Origin of the sequence: Sphingobacterium sp. Ag1 (assembly GCF_000988325.1) — a bacterium.
In the GTDB taxonomy this organism is placed as follows: Bacteria; Bacteroidota; Bacteroidia; order Sphingobacteriales; family Sphingobacteriaceae; genus Sphingobacterium.
Genome location: NZ_LBGU01000040.1, coordinates 18296 through 39744 on the forward strand (window position 1 = coordinate 18296; position 21449 = coordinate 39744).

Sequence of the window (21449 nt, forward strand, 5' to 3'; positions counted from 1 at the left end):
CCGCTTCAAACAAAAAAACAGATCGATAAAGATGGCTTCATTTACCTCTATATTAGATAATGACTTTTACAAATTCACCATGCAGCATGCCGTGGTCAAGTTGTTTCCAAAGGCCAAAGCACGTTATCATTTTATTAATCGGGGACATCATAAATTTCCCGATGGTTTTGATGTACTCCTGAAGGAGGCCGTCAATGAAATGGCTAATTTGAAGTTAACAAAAGCAGAAAAGGCTTTTTTTGCCAGAACATGTCCTTACATAGACCCAACCTATTTTGACTTTCTTCAAGGTTATCGCTACGATCCCGAGGAAATCAAAATATTTCAGGATGGCCCCGACCTTGAAGTCATTATCGAAGGGTACTGGTACCGTACTATTCTTTGGGAAGTCCCATTGATGTCGCTCATCTGTGAACTTTTTTATGAATCCCATGGCCTACAACGTGCCTCGGATGCAGCTGTGATCGCCACCGCCAAAGATAAAATTGAAAAATATAAAAAACTCAATATCACAATTGCTGATTTTGGCACGCGCAGACGTCATTCTTATGAAGTCCACGATTTGGTCGTTCGCACACTGAAGCAATACGGCGAAAAAACATTTATAGGCACCAGCAATGTACATTTAGCAATGAAATATGAAACGAAACCAATCGGCACACATGCCCATGAATGGTTTATGTTCCACGCTGCCAAATACGGATATAAAATGGCGAATCTCCTTGGCCTCGAACATTGGTCTGATGTCTACCGGGGTGACCTCGGAATAGCACTATCGGACACCTATACGACGGAAGTCTTCTTTCAGCAGTTTGACAAAAAATTAACCAAATTATTTGATGGAGTCCGCCATGACAGCGGAGATCCTCTTGAATTTACAGACAAGGTCATCGCACACTATAAGAAAAATGGAATCGATCCCCTCTCCAAAACAATTATATTCTCAGATGGCCTAGACTATGAGAAAGTCGAAAGAATCGCGAGCTACTGTGAGGGAAAAATTTTACATTCCTTTGGCGTCGGTACCAATTTCACCAATGATGTCGGTCTCAAACCCATGAATATCGTCATTAAGATGACCGACGCTTTGCCAGAAGATGATCAATGGACCCCGGTCATCAAGCTATCTGACGAACCCATGAAACATACGGGAGATGAAGACTCCATATATATAGCAAAAAAAGTACTAATGATTGATGATGACAATGCATAGAGACGTATACGGTGAAGCTTTAGATGATTATTTCGTACATCAAGAAGAAAAATTTCCTTTAGTACTCCACACGAGTTATGGCGACCGAGACGAAATGCCGGTCGAGATTTTCTTTCGTGAACCTGATGATTTCCCTGAACTGGAATTTATTGGTCTATCCTTATGCGATGGACGTGTACTGGATGTTGGAGCTGGAGTTGGCAGCCATAGCCTTTATCTACAAGAAAAAGGTTTTGAAGTAGATGCACTGGAACTCTCGCAGACCGCCTGCCATATTATGCAACAACGCGGGGTACAACATATTATCTGCGAAGATTTCTATAAATTCGAAGGCCAAAAATACGATACACTTTTGCTTTTGATGAACGGAATAGGCCTTGCTGGCGACGTAGATGGCTTTCGAAAACTATTGCAGCATAGTAAAGAATTATTGACTGAAAATGGCCAACTGATTTTTGACTCTTCAGACATCAGTTATCTGTACAAAGATTATAACATCAAAAAGCCAGCGCATTATTTTGGGGAAATTCAATATCAATACGAATACAAAGGCAAAAAAGGGAACCTGTTCAAATGGCTCTACTTAGATCAGGATTTGTTGATTAAAATTTCGCACGAAATGGGCTGGGTTGTCCAAATTTTGTATGAAGATGAGAATGATCAATACCTCGTCCGCATGGAACTAAAAAAATAGCCTGTTATTCTAACAGGCTATTTTTTTTATTTCTGTGTTCTTATGTAAATATCTCCCATGGATGTTTTTAAGATAACATCCTGTCCACCACCATTCATTTTGCCTTTCACCGCATTTCCCATTGGCGTTGACTTCGGCTCTTCAGACTGTTTCTCAAACTGAAACTCGTCTGCTGCATAGATGTTCCCCATGGCTGATTTCACATCCACATTAGCACCAAAATTCTTTGGAAAGGCCACATCTACGGCCCCCATTGCTGCGACCAAAGAAATCGGTCCTTTAACAGGTTGAACAAATTTGGCCGTTACATCTCCCTGTGCAACCTTAACATTGATTGGGCCCGTCACGTTCAATAAATTTACATTCCCCATTGTACTAGCAACTTCGACCTCAGCCCGGATATCTTTCAATTCGATTGCTCCAGCATTAAACATCGCTCCACGTCCGCCTTTGATCGTTACCGGTAGATCCATCGGTATCCTGATGCGAATAGAATCTTCTAAGGGCATTCCCACCATGCTTATTTCGGTCACCCCGCCCTCTGTTTTGATATTCATACCAAGCCCTGAATTATCCGATAATCCTGAACCATTGATCACACGTAGGCCTTTTGCACGGTCATTTTCTTCACTTTCCTCCACCTTGGCGGTAATCAGCACATCCTTCCCCTTATACCCTTCGATATAAACATTATCCAATTTTAATAGTAGCTTATTCCCCAAGTTGGGCACTTTAATTTCTTTCCAGCTTTTCGGTCCATTAGAACGGCCAAATCCAGTAGCACTGTATGTGAAATTATTACTATTATTTACAACAACCCCCGAAACCGCTCTCGCCTTTTTAGGAGGATTAGGAGGTTTTGGTGCAGCAACTCCTTCAACAGTTTCATTTACCTGGGCCTGCAATGCGCTTGCAAAGATCAGTGCGACCCCAATCATCATTATCCTTATCTTTTTCATTTCGTTTTAGTTTTTTTTCATTATTTGTCAAATAATGCATTTTAAGCTTTTTCATTGATTAACATACACAATCCGACTTCCACCTTAATATATATCCCATTATTGATTTAATAATACCGCATAGGCCTGCTCCTTCACAAATTTCAGGGTAAAGGGATCTTCGACAATTTCATTTAACTTTTCCTTTGTCGTCGCCTTCATCGTCGGATCCTCCTGTTGAGCCATCATTTGCATCAATTCCATTTGTAAAGTGGGATCATTTTGCTCCACAAAAAAGTCCTGAACCTTTTGTTGACGTTCTTCCGGACTAAGTCCATTTAATATCGTTTCAATTGCAGCCATGCGTACATTACTGCTTTGATCCGATACAGCAGTCTTTTCCAAAGCACCCATACTATTCCGATCTAAACTCCCTACATCTTTCATCGCCAAGACAGCACTTAACCGTGTACTTGCAGAACTCGAATCCTGAAGCATCTGAACATAATCCATCTTCTCTTCCGCTTCGCGATAAGCAGTTTCCGATACACTTACTTTTACTAGTTTTTTTCCTTTGCTTTCGACAACAGCTATTGCGTTAACCCGAGCTGAATTCTTTTGGCTATCAGAAACAATATCCATCAGGCCAGCATGATCCACATTTGTATCTCCAGTACTTTTCTGAACAGAAACAGGATGCACCACAGCCACAGGTTTTTCTACTGCTAATTCATGCTGTTGGTCAAAAGCAATAAAAGTTGCTGTCCCAACTAACAACGCTGCTGCCGCAATACTTGCCCATTTCCATAAAGGCTTAATCTTTCTTTCCTGAACAGGGGGGACTACTTGTGGCCTTATTTTATTCCATAAGTCAGCCGAAGGTTCTCTCTGATCAAATGCCTCCCGATTAGCGTTCACAAAATCTTTTAAATTATCCCGCATAATTATACCTTTCCTTCAATTGTTCGTAAATTTTCTTTTTAGCACGGTGGTATTGGCTACGTACAGCAACTGCTGTCATCCCCAATGTTTCCGCAACTTCATCATGGCTCATATTTTCAAACAGATAAAGATTGACCACCATCTTAGGTACACCGGTCAGTTGATCGATCACATTTTCCAAATCTGTCAAACGACATTCACGCCACTCTTTTTCCAGCAATTCGTCTTCGCCATCATCCTGAATTTCCAGATCATCCACCGGCGTAAAATATTGCTTATTCTTCCGTAATAATGAGATTGCCTTATTCACCCCCATTCTTCTCAACCAGGCCTCCACACTGAGCACTAAATGCCATTTATCTGATCTTGCAAAAAAATCAACAAAGGTTTCCTGTAAAATATCTTCACTTTCTTCCTGATTCGACAAAACCCGATAAATAGAATTAAAAATCTTTTTTGCATACCGATGATAGAGCTGCGCAAAGCCAGACTCGTTGCCCGTTTGGCACATCGCTAATAATTCCTTATCGCTAAGCTGATTTTGCACGTTCTAAAATTAATACTGTTAATTCTTATGTTTCTACTATGAAGTCGGGCCCCTGTTGAAAATGTTGCAATATAATTTTATTTTTTTTCTAAAATAATGCTATTATCGCATAAAAGCCTTTTAAAGGGCCTCCCAGCAAACAAAAAAAACACTCAAGAATGACCTTGAGTGCCTGCATTAATAAAATAAACTTAAGAGGGATGTTAAAATTCCAGGTATAAGAATATTGATTATTTGACTTTTAAATAGGTTTCCACAATGGTATGTTTAACCCCCAATTCAGGTAAATTTTCCTCACCGGTTTGAATCAAGGTATCTCCTTTTAAAGTAAGTTTAAAATCAAACTTATTGCTTTCCCAATCCCGCATTGAACAATATTGTAGTCTTTCTTGATAGTTGACACCATCAAAAGAATAGGTACCACCACCGGCAACAAATAGCGGTTCTTTCCCTTTACCTTTTTCCTTATCATGGTTAAAGAAAGAAAAATGGTCCTCATTGAACATTTTAAACATCTCTGTTTTACTGGTATCGGTAAAAGCGGTCACCGTATCCTTACCTTTAATTGTCTTGCTTTCAATAAGCTTATAGGTACCGGACAAAGAAGTTGATTTTACCGCATCAACTTCTTTTTTTTCAGCATTATTTTTACATGAAAAAACAAGACAGGAAGTCGCGATCGCAAACAGCAATTGATTTTTTAGGTTTATCATATTTTATAAAAGGTTTTAAGAGGCCAAACTACGAAAGTTCAGCCTCAATCAAAAACAAACCATTGTAATTATTTATCCCACCAAACTCGACCAGACAACTTGTCTCCGCCAGGTACTGCGGCCGAAGCTGCTCTGTAGTTTTCGCCATTGATAGCCGCTTCCGTAGAAGGATAAGGGAATCTTCTTGGAATAGTGCCCGACGTCGCATTGCCTGGGTAATTCACTGGAATTAAAACTGGATAGCCACTTCTACGCCAGTTGCTCCAAGTTTCATAAAAATCCATCATCGTGATGGTATGTGCCCAATATTGAGTATTAATCTGTTTTAAGGCATCAGCAGCATTAAATGGATTTGCTGCCAAATAAGTCTCGGCATCTGCATCACTTATTGCCAAGGAACCATCATATTGATTCAGATAGGTAATACTTGCCTTCACCCCTTTTTTATAATGGTCGCTCGCACTACCACCGATGCCCCAACGTTGGGCAGCCTCTGCTAAAAGTAGCTCGGATTCACCGTAGGTCAAAATAAATGTCGCGCCAGTCCGCTTGATCATATTAGGATTGGGCGAAGAATATTCCGCAAAGGTCGTGTAACTTGGATCGCTACTGATGTTATACTGCGCATTTGAGCCCAAATCCTTTCCGTTAGGCATCCCTTTTTGTTTGGTTGGGTCTGTAATAAAACTCCCGTTCTGTCCTTTATCCTTTTCCGATAAATACAGTTTTGTGACAGCTACCTTTTGTAACCTCGGATCATTATTGCTTTTTAGATAGTCAATAAATGTTTTAGACCATTTGACATAATAATTCTCTTGACCACCATCACCCAATAAAACTTGGCTATTTCTATTTTGCGTTACCCGAGATCCAGACTCATCATGTAAAATAAATGCATTGTCAGCATTACTGTCCATTGTCTTGCCCGCAGCCTTCTGCACATACTCTTTCGCTTTAGCTTCGTCTACTTTAACCAAACGCATTGCTGTGCGAAGCAGTAGAGAATTACCAAATTTACGCCATTTGGCAATATCACCTTTATAAATAACATCACCAGTGACTTTATCACCATCATCCTTTAACGCTGCAGTAGCCGTTTCAAGTTCTTTCAGCAAATCAGTATAGATATCCTGCTGCTTGTCATACTTCGGTTTATAAACTTTGGTATAAAAACCCAGTCCCGCCTCCGAATAGGGAACATCGCCATACAAATCAGTTAAGCGTGCGAAAATTAACGCTTTCCAAATACGGGCGACATTGTGGAGATTTGCATATTTTGGTTTGTCTTTTGTAAACTCAACCACATCCACAATATTACGAACCTGCTCAATATAGGCCCCAACTGTACCCGTCCCCCAATAAGCCGCGGTATAGCTTTCATTCAGCATATATTTATCCCCTGCCCAATAACTCACTACGGTCGATAAACCTTGCATCATTGTGGAAGAATAAATCAGATTTCCACGCCATGTATCGTATGCAAAATCAAAACTTCCGGTGTAAAACAACTGTGCTGAGCTCAAAGTATAATTTGGATCCCAATTTTCTTTTCCATAAGCAACTGGATCTGTATTTATCTTATCAAAATCTTTGGTACAGCTACTTCCCATAAATAATGTAGCCGCCATTAAACTAACAAATACCGGTTTAATATATCTTTTCATGATTGTTTGCAATTAGAATTTAACACTTAAATTAACACCGTAAGTACGCACTGCTGGAACACCGCCGAGTTCTAGACCCGGGAAAGTTGCATTATAGCTCGATTCTGGATCAATGTTATTTGTTTTCTTCATGATCGTCCAGAGATTGCGCGCTACAGCACTTACCGTAATTGACTTAACTTTGTTATTGAATAAGTTGGAAGGGAAAGTATACCCCATAACGACCTGTCTCAACTTTACAAAATCAGCGCTGTTTACAAATATCTTGGATACATTATTCGCTGTATTGGTATAATAAGTAGAGGCCGTTCTACCCAAGCTTTCACGATCTGCCACAGTTTCCTGATGCAATCCGAAAATGTAACCGTAGTAGTCTGTTCCTGAGAAAAGCTTTCCACCCCATTTTCCATCAATCAAGAAAGAGAAATTGAACCTTTTGTAGTTAAATTCATTGTTCCAACCTGCAAACCATTTATTCATAGCTGAACCATAAGACTTTAACTCACCCCGGTCAGGAGAACCGTCAGCCAATTTTACGATCTCGCCATTGCTATCATACTTATAATCGAAAGCCATGATCTGAAAAGCAGGCATACCAACTTTATTCATTAAGTAACCTACACCCGAACGTGACGTTGCTACCGTCTGTTCGTCCATTCCTTCAGCCAATGAAATCACTTTATTGTCGTTGTAAGAACCATTCAATGAAGACACCCATTTAAAATCTTCGGTTTTAACAACAGTAGCAGAAATCAACGCTTCAAATCCCTTATTTTGCATCTTTCCGGCATTGAGTACGGCACCGGCGTACCCGCTTGCTGAAGGGGTTGTGATAAAAGAAATCTCATCTTTCGACTTCTTGTTATACCAGGTTAGATCCAAGTTTACACGATCATTAAAAAGACGCAACTCCGTTCCAATTTCCAACTCTGTTGCTGTAGAAGCTTTCAAGGAAGAGTTCGGGATATTCACATTGTTAATAACCCCTAACGGTTGACCGTTGAGTACCTCGCTTCTAAAATTATAGGTTAGCAAGGTTTGATAAGGATCTGTTGCCTGCCCTACCTGAGCAAAACCTGCCCTCAACTTTCCAAAACTCAACCACGATGGCTTTAGATATTCTGAAAAGATAAATGATCCCGAAACTGCTGGATAAACCGAGTTCAATTTATTATCCACTCCCGGAGTTGCTAGCGTAGAAAACCAGTCAGAGCGCAAACTACCTGTCAGATAGGCGACATCTTTATAAGCAAATTCTAAGGTACCGTAAGTAGACTGTGTCTCCGATTCGCTTTCGAGATACGCTACCGATTTATTTTTTGCATTCAAAATATTGTAAACACCGAATATCGCGAAGTCGGTACCCAAATTTGTCGTTTGTCTGATTTTAGTATTTCTGTAACTCGCTCCGAGATTAGGCGTCAGGGTATAATCTCCGAAAGTGAATGACTTACCAACCAAAACATCCGCATTAATATCCGCAAATTTGGTTTCTTGTTCAGCGATTTTACCATTTTCATAATAACCCGTACCAGAAGGCAATACATTTTTATAATGATCAGTATAGCCATCCCGTCCCGCTCTTCCTTGAACAAACAAACCGTTGCCCATCGTATATTTAGCCGTAACAGAGGCTATGGAGCGGTCACGATTGGTGTTATTGATAAACTCATTTGCAGCAAACCAAGGGTTGGTCGCATACACATTGCCTGAATTATAGAGTATCTCTTTTCCATTGCCATCCTTCCATGGCTTCAAATCATTGACATTAATGCTCGTTGGCAAAAACATAACGTTGTAATTGGCATTTCCTGCACCGTCAGAAACCATTGGACGATTTTTGACCTGCTCCAAAATCATGTTGTAACGCGCATCAATCGTCAAACCTTTGAGTGGTTCAAAAAGTCCGACCAAATTAAACGACTGTCTTTTCAGTCCCGAATTTGGAACAACAGATCTGTTATTGACATCTGTTCCCGACAGACGGATAGATCCGCCATCAAATGATTTATTTAATGCCAGCGTATTTGTCCATGTTGAACCCGTACGATAAAACCTATCTAAATTCCCTTTTTGTAATGAATATGGTCTTGATACACCGTCAAATTGGACTACCGGAGAACCGTCCAATTTAGCTCCCCAGCTCGATCCGCCCACTTGGGCCGCTCCTGCTTGGGTTGTTGGCTTCTCACCGTTCGCCCCCTGACCATACACTGTTTGCCAATTGGTGTTGTCAATGATCTGCTCTGCAACAAGGTTACTATTGAAATCGATCGAATTACCTTTACCTGATTTTGTCGTAATAAGGATAACACCAGCTTTCGCTCTTGAGCCATATAATGCTGATGCTGCCGCACCTTTTAGAACCGAAATACTTTCAATATCGTCTGGGTTGATATTGCCGATCGCATCACCAAGATCGGGTGCATTATCCCATTGGCTTCCTGAGTTTCCCTTGGAATTAGCATTTCCAATTCCAACTGGTTTACTTTCCATGGGGATACCATTGATTACGTATAATGGCTGATTTGTCTGGTTCAAACTCGATACCCCACGGATGGTCACATTGGACGCCGCTCCAGCACCGCCGGAGGTAGAACTGATATCCAATCCGGCCACCTTTCCGACAAGTGAATTCATCACATTATTTTCACGGGCTGTGGTTAGTGATTCACCGGCAACCTGCGTAACAGAGTACCCCAACGAGCGTTTCTCTTTCTTCATACCCAATGCCGTCACAACAACCTCATTGAGCATCCGATTATCTTCCAATAAAACAATTTTCAGATCCCCCTCTTTGGTGACAGCGACTTCTTGCGAAGTATAACCTGCGAAAGAAATAATCAAGGTGTTTCCAGTTGCCGCATCGATCGTAAAACGTCCATTGATATCCGTTGCCCGCCCCACCGCGGTTCCCTTAACACGTACCGTGGCACCAGCTAAGGGATTACCCTTATCGTCCGTGACGACACCTGCGACAGCTACCTGCTGTTGTTGACTGACAACCACAAGACCTTCCTTAGAAACGGAGTAAACCAATCCACTTTTATTGAAAAGCTTAGCCAATACATCCAATACCTTCGTATTATTCGCATTGACTGACACCTCTTTATTTAAATTTTCGTTCGTCGAATTATAGACAAAGTAATAATCACTTTGCTCTTCGATCATTTTAAGTACCTTGCTCAGTTTTGTTTTTTGGACATCCAAGGAGACTTTTTGTTGGGAAAATACATTTGCCGAAACATTCATAACAGCACACGTAGTCATAATTAAGGCTAGTTTCATCCGGATAATGAATCTAAAATGCACAATATATCCATTGCGCATTTGCAATAAGCAATTTTTAATCATATTTTAGTGTTGGTTAAAATTAATATTAAGCAGCACGCCCCAATGTTGCTGCTTTTGGTTAATCATTTTTTCAATGAAGGATGGTGTTGGTCCACCATCCTTTTTACTTTTCTGATATAGTTATTTTTTTCCCATATACATTAAATTTAAAAGGTTCAACGCTCTGTAAAGCACTCAGTACCTGAGTAATATTCTCCTTGCTAAAGGTTGCCGTAAAGCGATATTGTTTTAATTGATCATTTTGGATTTGTATATCCACATCATACCAACGTTCCAGTGTTCTACGAAGTGATTCAAAATCTTGGTCCACGATTTCTAATCTATTTTCACGCCACGCAATGTCTGGTATTTCTGCTGTATTGGATTCTATTGTAGGGATATTCTCTATGGCAATTTCCTTAATCGGTAATTTGCTCGCGTTTGGTTTATTGGTTTTACGAGCGATTGCTACTTCAGTTTGATTCTTAAAGATCGTGATTTTTTGATTCGGTTTGATGACAACAGAATTTTCACGCTGCCCTTTGCTCGTCATCTCAATAGAACCTTCCACTAGCAATGCTTCTGCTGTAGGTTCATCAGAATAACTCTTTACATTGAATGTTGTCCCCAGTACCTTGATATCAAAATCAGCTGCCTGTACCACAAAAGGTTTCTCCTTATTCTTCGCCACCTGAAAATAGCCTTCACCAGCAAGCCGCACCACACGCAATTCCTGATTGAAATCTGCGGACAACTCTAATTTACTCGCAGAATTTAGCGTTACTGTACTTCCATCACTTAATTCGAAGGTCTTTTTCTCCCCATTTTTTGTTTGATACACTTGGCCGATTGCACTTATTGGCAATGAGGAATCAACTTTACCGGGTTGAGCATAATACCAAACTCCGCCCGATACCAATGCAACAAGTACAGCGGCAATGGCTGCCCATTTGGGCCAGTTAAACCGATAGGATGCCTGATGCTCCACTGGAACATTCTGCAGATCTGTCTTCAATTTTTCCAATTGCTCATTCACAGGTCTACGATTGCCAACCAAGAGTTGATAGAGGCGTTTGGCTTTCAGAATCGTCTCCGCTTGTTCTGGATGGTTCAGGCTATATTGTTGCCAGTACAGAATACAGTTCTTATCTTCTCCCGAACAATACTTTTGAAAAGTATCGTCAATCAAAAAATCTTCTAACTGTTTATAATCTTTTTGGCTCATTCTTTTGGGTATTTACTCTATAGTGCCCAAAAGGCGTTCTTTTGCCTAAAGAAAATTTAAAATATTTTACAAAAAGCTGAAATTCAGTTTTTTATTTTCAATAAAGAATACAGGAATAGCATTCTGTAATAGTTTTCAGCGCATGCTAAACGACTATTGGATCTTCAAAGGAACCACAACAGATTAAACTTAAATATCTTTTAACTCTTCCCGTAGGATTTTCAAAGCATCGTAAAGCGTATTATAGGCTGTCTTTACAGACATTTGTGTAATTTCTGAGATTTTTTCATACGAATATCCCTCAAAGAACTTGAGATTCACCAGCTGTTTTTGACGAAAAGATAACTTCTCCAGTGCCTCCTTCAAACGGATCTGTATGATTTCATTCGTCTGTACTTTGATGACAAACTCCTCATAGGGCATCTCCACCCAATCATCTTCAGCTTTTACATGTTGAAGGGCTGTATTTATTTTATGTTGTTTCTCCAGCAAACGCAGAATACGTCTTTTTAAAAAAGTAATGAGATAGGACTGTACATTTTCGACCCGGTCAAGCTGTTCTCGTTTTTCCCAAATTTTCACAAATACCTGATCGGTTGCTTCACTTGCCAAGTCACTGTCGCCACATGTACGTATTCCAAAATTGACAAGCTCTTGATAGAGTGCCGCATATAGGTCAAAGAAAGCCGTTTCGTCTCCAGTACGAATACGTTCCCACAATAAGCGGTACCCCATTTTATTTCTCATAATAAAGCATATAATCCGAAAAAAGGCTAATATAAGTCCTCCGTTCCAAAAGTATAAACTTAATCGGTAAAAGGAGAAAGAAACGAAAAATTACATTGAAGCGAAGAACAAAGTCAATCGTTTGAATTGAATAGTGTAATTTAGTTCCTAAATTAAGAATATAAAAAGTAAAAACTCAGCAGCAGTATACAGCCGTTGATTAGATTTAAACTCACATGAAAACTATTTTTGCCATTGTTGGTAGCGCCAGTGCACATTCATCCAATCATCATATTGTAAATCACCTCCAACGGGAGATTAATGTCGATATCCATTTCACCCTATTTGACCGTCTTAAAGAACTGCCTCATTTTGATCCAGAGGAGAGCCAATCTCATCCACCTATTGAAATTATTGCACTTCGCCAGGTAATCAATGACGCCGATTTAGTATTGATCAGCAGCCCTGAATATATTTTCAGTGTACCCAGTGGATTAAAAAATCTACTTGAATGGTGCGCCGCAACGACGGTTTTCACCGATAAGCCCGTTAGTATCATTACTGCTGCTGCGCAAGGCGAAACAGCGCATGTCGAACTACAGCGTATCCTGCAGGGATTAGGAGCTCAAATTGACGAAAAAAGAAATCTACTCATACAAGGAGTCAAAGGAAAGCTGGATGCTACGGGAGCAATTTGGGACGAACAGCTCAACTTAGATCTAGAAAAGCTGGCCACACAACTTAATGAATATTAATACACACTAAGTTCTGTCCAATTTTCATTCAAATCATAGAAATTAGCATAATCCATAATTTGAAGATTATTATCTTTACGACATGCAAGAACAAATTAATAATCCATTACACGGAAAAAGACTCGACACCATTATTGAATATTTAGTGGAGTATTATGGCTGGGAAGAGTTGGGACAACGCATATCCATCCGGTGCTTCAATGAAAATCCAAGCGTCAAATCATCCCTAACTTTCTTAAGGAAAACACCTTGGGCAAGAGAGAAGGTCGAGCAACTCTATGTAAAAACCTTGTTGAAGAAATAAGTTTTTTCATATTTCATAGCGAATAATCTGATTATTAAGCATATCTTTGCCGCCATGAAAAAAATTGCCGACTACCGGAAGTTACTTAACGTAGAGAAATCTGTGGACCTTAAAACCCTAAAATCTACTTACCGGACAATCATGAAAGAATGTCATCCCGATAAATTTGTCAATGATGAAGAAGGTCGTTTGGCTGCAGAGCAAAAAAGTGTGGAAATGATTGAAGCCTACCATTTCCTGGTAAGCATCTGTCCAGAAACATTAGAACAACAGTTGCCGATCTACATGGAGACAATTACCAATTCGGGTATTCAGGATATTGACTGGAAAGGACAAATATTGACAGTCACTTTTCACGACGGCAGTCAATATGAATATTTCGGTGTTCAACGCAATGACTATATTAAATTTGTCAACGCAGATTCTTTAGGTCGATTTGCCCGCAGACACATCTTCCATTCTTACCCTTACCGTAATGTATTAAAGACTGCAACAGTCGCTTAAGCACTGTTCTTCCATCAGCTATACAAAGATAAACGCCCGCCATCGGATCGATAGTGGGCGTTTACGTAAAATGTTAAATGTTTAAAAGCTATCTATAAAACAACGTGATTAACAAATAGTTTTCAGTTTTATAATTTTAACATCAGACCTGCCATTCCACCGCCATAAAATGTATTTCGTGTTCGGTCTCTTCGCCAAGCTTTCCACACCGTACTGCCACCATAAATTGAATTCTCATCTCTTTCTGCATAGTTAAGGCTGGGAGCGACAAATATAGACATGCGCTCACTTAGTTTAAAGGCCGGAATTACCCGCAGCGAGAATTGATGGTTATCCAGCATTTTAAATTTCTCGGTCAGAAGATTACGTGTCGTTATTTCGGTACGGAGACTAAATTTAGACCCATTGAGCACTGCAGCTCCTAACCCAGCTTCAAAGGCATATTTATCAGGTCGATTACCTTCAAGCGCCACATTGATCGCTAATAGGCTATAAAGTACACGACCACCTGAACGAAATTGTAATCCGAGGTAGCTATCTTCATTAATTGCTACTGAAAGACTTTTCTCGCCATTTTTAATAAAATTGAGCAGACCAATGGGATAATCGCTACTATCCGCGATATTAACGATACCGGCCAACTGAATTCCTTTTACTTTTTTTGCTTTATTGGCGAGGCCTGCAATTTGATTTCCAACAGTCGATTCGCTATGGTTAAGTATACTGGCAAGCTGTGTCGTTCCCGACGCTTCTTTCGCCAAATTTAAAACGCCTGCTATTTGTAGACCACGAACTGTATCTGCTTTGTTGAAAACACCTGCTATTTGTAGACCTTTTACTTGCCCGACAACATGGTTTCCCACACCAGCGATCTGTACCCCACTTGCATTTCCACCTACGCCATTGAAAACGCCTGCCATTTGTAGCCCCGTCATTCCTCCGAAATCACGGTTCCCTACCCCAGCGAGCTGCACCCCTCGCACATTTCCGCCCACTGCATTGAACACCCCCGCCATCTGCATGCCCTGCATATCGTATTGATTGATATTAAATACGCCACCAAGCTCAATGCCCTTCACGCCAGCAGTAGATCCACCAATGATATTGATGGAAAATTTATTCACAATTTGCGATCGGATAAAACCATGCGTACTTAATCCCGGTGTCATCGAAATTTGGTATGGACTATACAAAAACATACCACCTAAATTCATACTTTGGATCTTCTGGGCAGGCGAGAGAAACACCCGCCCCCAAAACGATCGATAAAGACCATGATCTTCTTCATACCCTTCGAAATAGCCATAATCACGCGTCTTCTTATCTCCAATTTTCGCTTCTATCGGAAAAATCACCATAACACTGGTATCCCGAAAAGCCTCCTTACTCACATTCACAGCAATGAGATTACTCCTTTTCTTTACATCTAGTTCAAAGTAGCCATTTTGATCCGTCAATGTAGACAGTAAAGCATTTCGATCAAAGATGCTCGCATTCGAAATCGGGCGGTTGGTTCGAATATTCTTGATATAACCTGTTATAACCACTTTATTCTTAGTGGGTGTTTGTACTTCAAAATCTACCGACATCCGTTGTGGTGTATATTGAATGATAATATGTCTGCCCAGTTCTTTAAAAGAATATTCCTTTCCCAAAATCCCATCTAGATAATCGTACAAATTTCCTTTAAAAGGCTTGGTATGAATAACACTGTCTGTCTGTAAAATATTTCCATTGAAAGAGAACAATACATCTTCCTTCTCTTTCAACAGCTGAAAGATTTCACCTACTGTGGTCTCCGCAAAAGCAGGCATCTGAATCTCCACCGCAAGCTTTTGCTGTGCTCGTCCCGAATGGAACGAACACAGCATTAAAATGAAGAGGTAAAGCTCTATCCTTTTTATAAAAAATAGTATCATGTTGTTTTTATATACAATTTTGTTCCGAAAATATATCTATTTGTTGGCTCATCTCGTCAGATGAATCTCCCTATCTTTCACATGAACTTTTAATCCAAATGTGCTAGAAATGACTTTCAAAATTTCAGTTAAACTATTTTGTTCGAATTTTGCTGTCAATAACAATTTCTGATCAGGAGAATGATCTATAATAATCGTATAATCATAAGCTTGATTGAGCACCTCTACAACACGTTTCAATGGGGTATTCTGAAAATCAAACACACGATCCACATAGTATTTATAAAACTGATCTTTGACAGGTTCCTTTCCTACTTTTATCGTATCCCTGTCCCGGATCGTAATCATTTGTTGTGGCCGCAAAAAGACTTCCTTATTTGCATAGCCTACTTTGACCAATCCTGTAGCAACAATAACTTCCGTCGCATCGGGTATCCGTCGCACATTAAAACTTGTGCCCAATACCGTGATTTTGGTTTTACCTGTTTCAATGACAAAGGGGTGCTTTTTATCCTTGTGAACCTGGAAAAACACTTCCCCTCTTTCCAGGGTCACGTTTCTATTTTTATTGGTCCAACGACTTGAATAAGCCAGCGATGTATTTTTATTTAGTGTAACAACCGAGCCATCAGGAAGGGAATCTTGGCGCACTTGATCCCTGCTCGAAAGAAACATTTCTTCACGATGCGACTGATCAAATACATAGAATCCTACTGCACAGAGTATCAAGATACTCGCGGCGAGCCACCAGCTCCATTGCTTCACAGGAGTCATTTTTTGGGGTAACGCCGCAGCTTCTGACGCTCTTTTATCTCGTACCACTTTGAAGTCAGCCCAAGCCTTATCCACATCCACATCAGGAACATCTAGGGGTTTCGGCAAACTATCCCACATTTTTTTCATTTTTATGTATTCCTCCTTATTGTTGGCATCTTCTTCCAACCAATTTTTTATCATGGTATTCTCTACCTCGTTGGTCTCACCAACGATATATTTTTCTAACAGTTCCTTATTCATAGCCTATAGATAAGAAAGCAAATAATCAATGTTAAATAATCCACAAGTTCAATGCGCAAATGTCGCAGCGCCTTACTCATATGTCCCTCAACAGTCTTTATCGACAGATCCAAGGTTACTGCGATATCCTTATACTTCATTTCCTGAAAACGGCTTAACTCAAAAACCGTCCGACTTTTTTCGGGTAGTTCCGCCAAGGCAATCTGCAGCCTTTCGTCCAAATCCTGTGTACTTTCATCAACTGCAGGCGCAAAATCCTGTCTATGCTGCTCATGTGATTGATATTTTAGCTTTCGTTGCTCCTTTTTTAGCACATTCATACTTTCATTATAAATAGCCCGATATAAATAAGCTTTTAATGAAGTATGTATCTGCTCCTCCCAATCGCGTTCCCAAAGCCGCAAAAACACCTGTTGCACAACCTCTTCCGCCACATCACTATCACCTAGATATCGATAGGCATAACGATGTAACTCCTTGTAATGTGTGCGAAAAAGCTGCTCAAAATTCTTTTCTTTATTTTCCGACATTGATCAATTCTATTGTTTAAATAATCCGCTCTATTAGTAAGACATCCTAATAGACTGTTACCCTTACATATTTTTCATTTTTTTATCAGCTTCAATGACCTGACTCAGGTGATCGCAAATCCCTAAGTCGAACCTATTCTGAAATCTTTTCATATCAATACGACAACAAGCACAGTCCATTTCCCATCTGAAAAATGGGATTCACCCGAGAAGAAGTATAGAAAAGCTATTGTTATCACTAAAGGTAAGTCATCTATTTTATAAAATATTTTTTTTCTAAGGGTATACAGTTTTTCCGTTGTCATAAAGGAAAGAACAATATACAATTGATAACAAAAATAATTTGACAATGAAAACAACATTCAAAGTAGCCCTGCTGGGATTGACATTATTGGGATTAACAGGTACTACACAGGCACAGGACATCACTTATGGGCTGCAAGTCGGAAGCAATTATCATATGAGTTCCTTTGGCAATAAGTCTGTCAAAGATAATAACGGCAAAGTTGGCGTATCAGTTGCAGGATTTGCACGTATTGGAGATCGTGTATTCTTTCAGCCTGGAATCGGTGCCAGTCTTTTACGCAAAGCATATAACTTCGAAAACGGACAGAAAACGCCTAAATTTTATCAGATCAATCTTCCCCTTCAAGTAGGGTATAAATTTTTGGAAAATGGCGACTTCAACCTCCGGGGACTATTGGGCCCTCAGTTAAACTATGATGTTAAAACAGTCAAGTCGAGTGCAAATACCGATTATAAGAAATTTTCATTTGATGGTCGTGTGGGTATTGGTGTAGACATCAGTCACCTCACCTTAGATGCTTATTATAGCCACGGTTTTACGAGTGTAGACAAAACCTTAGATGCAAAAAATAAAACAATCGGCATTATGGTCGGTTATAAGTTCTAAGCAGCATCTCGTAGTACACAAAGCGCCATTCTAAAAATCGAATGGCGCTTTTTCGTAATTATATTTTATTTTTTGTCAATAATTATTATTTTAGCGCTACCAAAAATTATTCTTAATCATGGTCCTATTCATAGCGACCGTTCCATCAGAATAAACGGGATGTAGCGTAGCCCGGTATCGCGCCAGCATGGGGTGCTGGAGGTCGTCGGTTCAAATCCGGCCATCCCGACTTTTTACTTTTATGACAACTCGTCCATCTCATTCCTCTTACAATTATCAGAACAACCGTTGATCTTGTTCAAAATAGATTTTTCGGATCAATATAGGCCAATAGCCTGCAAGGTCCCCCTCCTTAATCTGACTTATAAGGTCATGATCCGACGGACTCATTCCTTTTAAATCATCCCGCTTCACAGCAGCTTCCTCCCCATTCGACAGCTTTAACTGCTCTTCTGCACGTTGACGAAGCATCAGCTCATACCTGTTTTTTGATGGTTTACTATGGACAATTTTTTTCAGAAGATCACTATTCCCTTGCTTACCTTTTTGCTGCACCTGCTGCTCCAGCCAGTCAGCCAACAGTTCATTTTTTTCCTCGGCATAAGGTTCACCAACGCCCAAATTTATCGGCCATAACCTCGATTCTGCAATCTTCAACTTTGCCTTTTTATAGTTCTTCTCCAAGATAAATTGGTAAGCCAACATTAATTTGGTCTGCACATAATACCGATGGCCTTCCGTCGCTCCTTCAAAGGGAAGTATGTTCACATCCCTTAATTCTTGCTCAGCGCGCACATAAGCTTTAGCTAACAATAAAGTGCGTACATGTGCCAGTGTTAGTATATAATTTTTTGGAAATTTGCGATGATAGGCCGCACTTACCCGAAGAGCCTCTTCATAAGACTTACTATTATTTAGGAGCTCCACCAAATGTAGTCCATATCGCCATTCTTGTGGATCTACTCGTGTTGCCTGCTGCATCATTTGTACAGCCAGGTCATTACGGCTTGTATCTTGCAAGCTTGATTTCAATGCATAATAGGCTGCGAAATCTGTTGGCTCCTGCTCCACGCTTGACAGGAGTTCTCTTGCTTTTTGGGATTGATTCCTAAAGCGATACAATAATGCGGACAAATAATCGACAGTCCAGCTCTTGCTGTTATCCTTTGCCCATTCGAATACACTCTTACTTTCCTCCCTAAATGGAAAGACAAAACTGGGTTTACTTTGTTCTGCCTGCATTAACCAGCCTTGACTGACCGACTTGTTCGATCGTGTCAGCCAAGCTAGCCAAAGTAAGGCTTCCGTATTCTTCTGCCCCGAACTGAGCAGATCGGCCGCAGACTCAAACTCGCCAAGGTCCGCATACCATATTGCCAGTTCCATCCGTTTTTCGGAAGCAAACTCCTGCCTGGATGAAACGGCCTTCTTTTCTTCAAATTGGAGAAAGGCATTAAACGCATCATATTGGAGAATGGTCTGACGGGAAAGGGTATCTATGACGTCCCCTTTTTTGTGTTGTACCAACAAGCTCATCTGCAAAGCGTCGATGTTGAGCGGATTGGCAATCAAAGCTTTTGCGCTATAATTCTCCGAACGATCATATTGCTTGATCCGATAATAGTATTTGGCCATTTGTACATACGAAGCACTTCGCCAAGCCGGGGTTAGTGAAGCGACTTCAAAACCATCTAAGGCATCATTCTCTTTTTTTAGTTTGATCGCAGCTAGACCATAGTAATAATTTGCCTGAGCATCATAAGCATCCATAGCCAATGCCTGCCGGGCATAGGTATAACATTGCTGATAATTCATTTTAAACCAGGCCAGCTTGGCCATTTCAAGATAGGCCTGCGAACTAGGCGCTTGTTGAGCCAATTCTTGTAATTTGACTTCCGCGAGTGTATATTGCCTAAAGCGAATAAGGTCACGTATCTCCAATAACTTGGTCTGACTGGTATCTGAGCTTACTTCCGCTGAAATGACAGTGGGTCTATTCAATTTTGACCAAGATTCATCCGTTCTGAGATTAAAATAATCCTGTCCCAATTTAAGATAACTCGGTTTTGATACAGCAGCTACCTGCAAAGAGAATTTTGTAGGTTCACCCAATTTAGCCACAATAAAACTTCTATTTAATACGACACCTACGCTATCAAGCACATAGATACTATCGTTCAAAGGTCGCTTCGGATCAATATCCAATAGGATCTCATCATTTTCCTGTTTCATCCGGATCGCTGCCGATAGTTGAATATCGTTCGGTTTGCCTATTCCTGCAAATGGCATCCAGTATTCCGTCCAGCTGTCACTTTGGTAGGGAGCAAAACCAAGTTGCTTGAACGGAGTCGAGCTACTCGAAGGAACATTTTGATTGAACAGGCGCCCACTTTGGATTTCCACATATTGCCCACTCTCATCGGTCAATAAATTCTCCCAAATCTTCCCATCTCCAGCCTGAGACCAAAGAAATATCTTCTTCCCTAATTTATCTTCACGGAGCGCATAACGGGCCATGCCATAGTTATGATCGTTATAGTAAACCCCAAAAGCATTACTATGTGCACCCAATACATGGTATGATTTAGAACTGCCGAAAGCATTTTCCTTATAATTAGATAGGTCTCTGCCCTGGTTATCAATAGGCCAGGCATGTGCATCACCGTCATGCCCTATATAGTGGTTTCCAGGATACAAAAACTTCAGATCTTGTCCTGCCGCGACGCCCAGATTCATCCAGGTATAATAAGGTTGTTCGACTGCATTGGCGTTAGACCAGAAAGAACGTGTTGAAAAATAACCTTTGTCCTTTTCCAGTCTAATCTCTAAAGTCCAGTTACTGCGGCTCAACATATCATAAGCGTGGATAAAGCAACTTACGCTTCCATCCCCGTTCTCCCGTGTAAGATAATCGACCGGTGTAGAGGTGTTGGGCGTATGTCCTATAATCCCATAATTAGCTTCGATACCACCGCTTGTCCACGGCCCCCGCATCGCAATATCCCGAAATTTTACAACGCCATTGTTGTAAATATAGTCCCGTTTATTGACTTTATCATAGGCCGACCAAATTTTCCCACCGATCTCGGGCATCACCTGTACCCGAATGTAATCGTTTTCCAAAATCACGGTATTCCAATCCTTTTCAACCGCTGTATTCGTAAAACCGTCGAAACGGAAATAAGGGTACAATTTTTGGGCTGAGGCTATTGGATCCGGATCCGTAAATGGATAGGTTGTATAACGCTTCTTAACTTCTGACACCATTGCCGGATGCTGCGCAAAAACACCAAGCACGCAATTGCCCATGGCCCAGAGCATAATCCACTTTTTCATTCGTGTTTTAATTAAAAAAGTTCATAATTTCAAAAGTATCCCTGATACAATATCCATCTGCCAACGAATGCAATCCGCAATAAGGACATTGCGTCAGGTCCTTTCAAATCAACGTGAATGAGTCTACCATAGGCAATTTGTTTGCATTGACAAAGACTCTATGATAGAATTTTCAC

General features: G+C 40.4%; 18 protein-coding genes and 1 tRNA gene. 7 read left to right on the forward strand and 12 right to left on the reverse strand.

Translation table 11 applies throughout. From position 1 onward, the window contains the following. Window positions 1–31 precede the first annotated feature (31 nt). Both pncB and AAW12_RS13740 read left to right on the forward strand, forming a co-directional pair. Entirely contained in the window at window positions 32–1213 is a 1182-nt protein-coding gene (pncB, locus tag AAW12_RS13735) for a nicotinate phosphoribosyltransferase (RefSeq protein WP_046674223.1), read from the forward strand. Next, window positions 1206–1907, forward strand: coding sequence for a class I SAM-dependent methyltransferase (locus AAW12_RS13740; protein WP_046674368.1), 702 nt, complete (start codon window positions 1206–1208; stop codon window positions 1905–1907). The genes pncB and AAW12_RS13740 overlap by 8 nt, the downstream gene beginning before the upstream one ends. A 26-nt stretch (window positions 1908–1933) precedes the next feature. Here the strand turns inward: AAW12_RS13740 and AAW12_RS13745 are convergent, their stop codons facing one another. The 8 genes from AAW12_RS13745 to AAW12_RS13780 all read right to left on the reverse strand — a co-directional run bounded on the left by AAW12_RS13745 (window position 1934) and on the right by AAW12_RS13780 (window position 12016). Then, the gene (locus AAW12_RS13745) at window positions 1934–2866 is read right to left on the reverse strand and encodes a DUF4097 family beta strand repeat-containing protein (protein ID WP_046674224.1); all 933 of its coding nucleotides are present in this window, start codon (window positions 2864–2866) and stop codon (window positions 1934–1936) included. 99 nt (window positions 2867–2965) lie between these two features. Continuing rightward, window positions 2966–3787: a hypothetical protein gene (locus AAW12_RS13750; protein WP_046674225.1), complete on the reverse strand. Its 822-nt coding sequence runs from the start codon at window positions 3785–3787 to the stop codon at window positions 2966–2968. Then, window positions 3777–4334: an RNA polymerase sigma factor gene (locus AAW12_RS13755; RefSeq protein ID WP_046674226.1), complete on the reverse strand. Its 558-nt coding sequence runs from the start codon at window positions 4332–4334 to the stop codon at window positions 3777–3779. The genes AAW12_RS13750 and AAW12_RS13755 overlap by 11 nt, the downstream gene beginning before the upstream one ends. Before the next feature lie 230 nt (window positions 4335–4564). Next, window positions 4565–5047: a hypothetical protein gene (locus AAW12_RS13760; protein ID WP_046674227.1), complete on the reverse strand. Its 483-nt coding sequence runs from the start codon at window positions 5045–5047 to the stop codon at window positions 4565–4567. Window positions 5048–5115: 68 nt separating this feature from the next. Then, complete coding sequence (locus AAW12_RS13765) at window positions 5116–6711, reverse strand: SusD/RagB family nutrient-binding outer membrane lipoprotein (RefSeq protein WP_046674228.1); 1596 nt, start codon at window positions 6709–6711, stop codon at window positions 5116–5118. A gap of 12 nt (window positions 6712–6723) precedes the next feature. Beyond that, window positions 6724–9981 carry a SusC/RagA family TonB-linked outer membrane protein gene (locus AAW12_RS13770; protein WP_231585270.1) on the reverse strand — a complete coding sequence of 1086 codons (3258 nt, stop codon included), beginning with the start codon at window positions 9979–9981 and terminating at the stop codon, window positions 6724–6726. Between the two features lie 187 nt (window positions 9982–10168). Beyond that, window positions 10169–11269 (reverse strand): FecR family protein, encoded by a 1101-nt coding sequence (locus tag AAW12_RS13775; protein WP_046674229.1) that lies wholly within the window; start codon window positions 11267–11269, stop codon window positions 10169–10171. A 189-nt stretch (window positions 11270–11458) separates the two neighbouring features. Continuing rightward, window positions 11459–12016 carry an RNA polymerase sigma factor gene (locus AAW12_RS13780; protein WP_046674230.1) on the reverse strand — a complete coding sequence of 186 codons (558 nt, stop codon included), beginning with the start codon at window positions 12014–12016 and terminating at the stop codon, window positions 11459–11461. A 215-nt stretch (window positions 12017–12231) separates the two neighbouring features. Between AAW12_RS13780 and AAW12_RS13785 the strand changes: the two genes are divergently transcribed. The 3 genes from AAW12_RS13785 to AAW12_RS13795 all read left to right on the forward strand — a co-directional run bounded on the left by AAW12_RS13785 (window position 12232) and on the right by AAW12_RS13795 (window position 13558). Further along, complete coding sequence (locus tag AAW12_RS13785; RefSeq protein ID WP_046674231.1) at window positions 12232–12750, forward strand: NADPH-dependent FMN reductase; 519 nt, start codon at window positions 12232–12234, stop codon at window positions 12748–12750. A gap of 82 nt (window positions 12751–12832) precedes the next feature. Beyond that, window positions 12833–13054, forward strand: coding sequence for a VF530 family DNA-binding protein (locus AAW12_RS13790; RefSeq protein WP_046674232.1), 222 nt, complete (start codon window positions 12833–12835; stop codon window positions 13052–13054). Between the two features lie 54 nt (window positions 13055–13108). Further along, window positions 13109–13558, forward strand: coding sequence for a KTSC domain-containing protein (locus tag AAW12_RS13795; RefSeq protein WP_046674233.1), 450 nt, complete (start codon window positions 13109–13111; stop codon window positions 13556–13558). Between the two features lie 128 nt (window positions 13559–13686). Here AAW12_RS13795 and AAW12_RS25515 read toward each other — a convergent pair whose 3' ends face one another. From AAW12_RS25515 to AAW12_RS13815, 3 genes are read right to left on the reverse strand one after another with little or no spacing between them, the layout of a single operon-like run. Further along, a complete protein-coding gene (locus AAW12_RS25515; protein WP_156167648.1) occupies window positions 13687–15477 on the reverse strand; it encodes a hypothetical protein in 1791 nt (596 codons plus the stop codon). Between the two features lie 48 nt (window positions 15478–15525). Then, window positions 15526–16494: a FecR family protein gene (locus AAW12_RS13810; RefSeq protein WP_046674236.1), complete on the reverse strand. Its 969-nt coding sequence runs from the start codon at window positions 16492–16494 to the stop codon at window positions 15526–15528. Beyond that, window positions 16491–17024: an RNA polymerase sigma-70 factor gene (locus AAW12_RS13815; RefSeq protein WP_046674237.1), complete on the reverse strand. Its 534-nt coding sequence runs from the start codon at window positions 17022–17024 to the stop codon at window positions 16491–16493. The genes AAW12_RS13810 and AAW12_RS13815 overlap by 4 nt, the downstream gene beginning before the upstream one ends. Before the next feature lie 349 nt (window positions 17025–17373). Between AAW12_RS13815 and AAW12_RS13820 the strand changes: the two genes are divergently transcribed. Both AAW12_RS13820 and AAW12_RS13825 read left to right on the forward strand, forming a co-directional pair. Continuing rightward, window positions 17374–17937: a porin family protein gene (locus tag AAW12_RS13820; RefSeq protein WP_046674238.1), complete on the forward strand. Its 564-nt coding sequence runs from the start codon at window positions 17374–17376 to the stop codon at window positions 17935–17937. A gap of 155 nt (window positions 17938–18092) precedes the next feature. Next, a tRNA-Pro gene (locus AAW12_RS13825) sits at window positions 18093–18166 on the forward strand. Window positions 18167–18213: 47 nt separating this feature from the next. Here the strand turns inward: AAW12_RS13825 and AAW12_RS13830 are convergent. Then, entirely contained in the window at window positions 18214–21273 is a 3060-nt protein-coding gene (locus tag AAW12_RS13830) for a DUF5107 domain-containing protein (protein WP_053003686.1), read from the reverse strand. Window positions 21274–21449: the final 176 nt, after the last annotated feature.

What these genes read in the sequence shown, in the direction of transcription:
- AAW12_RS13830 (WP_053003686.1), bottom strand. Translation starts at nt 21,273, where the DNA reads ATGAAAAAGTGGATTATGCTCTGGGCCATGGGCAATTGCGTGCTTGGT.
- AAW12_RS13820 (WP_046674238.1), top strand. Translation starts at nt 17,374, where the DNA reads ATGAAAACAACATTCAAAGTAGCCCTGCTGGGATTGACATTATTGGGA.
- AAW12_RS13740 (WP_046674368.1), top strand. Translation starts at nt 1,206, where the DNA reads ATGCATAGAGACGTATACGGTGAAGCTTTAGATGATTATTTCGTACAT.
- AAW12_RS13780 (WP_046674230.1), bottom strand. Translation starts at nt 12,016, where the DNA reads ATGAGAAATAAAATGGGGTACCGCTTATTGTGGGAACGTATTCGTACT.
- pncB (WP_046674223.1), top strand. Translation starts at nt 32, where the DNA reads ATGGCTTCATTTACCTCTATATTAGATAATGACTTTTACAAATTCACC.
- AAW12_RS13765 (WP_046674228.1), bottom strand. Translation starts at nt 6,711, where the DNA reads ATGAAAAGATATATTAAACCGGTATTTGTTAGTTTAATGGCGGCTACA.
- AAW12_RS13795 (WP_046674233.1), top strand. Translation starts at nt 13,109, where the DNA reads ATGAAAAAAATTGCCGACTACCGGAAGTTACTTAACGTAGAGAAATCT.
- AAW12_RS13750 (WP_046674225.1), bottom strand. Translation starts at nt 3,787, where the DNA reads ATGCGGGATAATTTAAAAGATTTTGTGAACGCTAATCGGGAGGCATTT.
- AAW12_RS13785 (WP_046674231.1), top strand. Translation starts at nt 12,232, where the DNA reads ATGAAAACTATTTTTGCCATTGTTGGTAGCGCCAGTGCACATTCATCC.
- AAW12_RS13810 (WP_046674236.1), bottom strand. Translation starts at nt 16,494, where the DNA reads ATGAATAAGGAACTGTTAGAAAAATATATCGTTGGTGAGACCAACGAG.
- AAW12_RS13745 (WP_046674224.1), bottom strand. Translation starts at nt 2,866, where the DNA reads ATGAAAAAGATAAGGATAATGATGATTGGGGTCGCACTGATCTTTGCA.
- AAW12_RS13815 (WP_046674237.1), bottom strand. Translation starts at nt 17,024, where the DNA reads ATGTCGGAAAATAAAGAAAAGAATTTTGAGCAGCTTTTTCGCACACAT.
- AAW12_RS13770 (WP_231585270.1), bottom strand. Translation starts at nt 9,981, where the DNA reads ATGACTACGTGTGCTGTTATGAATGTTTCGGCAAATGTATTTTCCCAA.
- AAW12_RS13775 (WP_046674229.1), bottom strand. Translation starts at nt 11,269, where the DNA reads ATGAGCCAAAAAGATTATAAACAGTTAGAAGATTTTTTGATTGACGAT.
- AAW12_RS13790 (WP_046674232.1), top strand. Translation starts at nt 12,833, where the DNA reads ATGCAAGAACAAATTAATAATCCATTACACGGAAAAAGACTCGACACC.
- AAW12_RS25515 (WP_156167648.1), bottom strand. Translation starts at nt 15,477, where the DNA reads ATGATACTATTTTTTATAAAAAGGATAGAGCTTTACCTCTTCATTTTA.
- AAW12_RS13760 (WP_046674227.1), bottom strand. Translation starts at nt 5,047, where the DNA reads ATGATAAACCTAAAAAATCAATTGCTGTTTGCGATCGCGACTTCCTGT.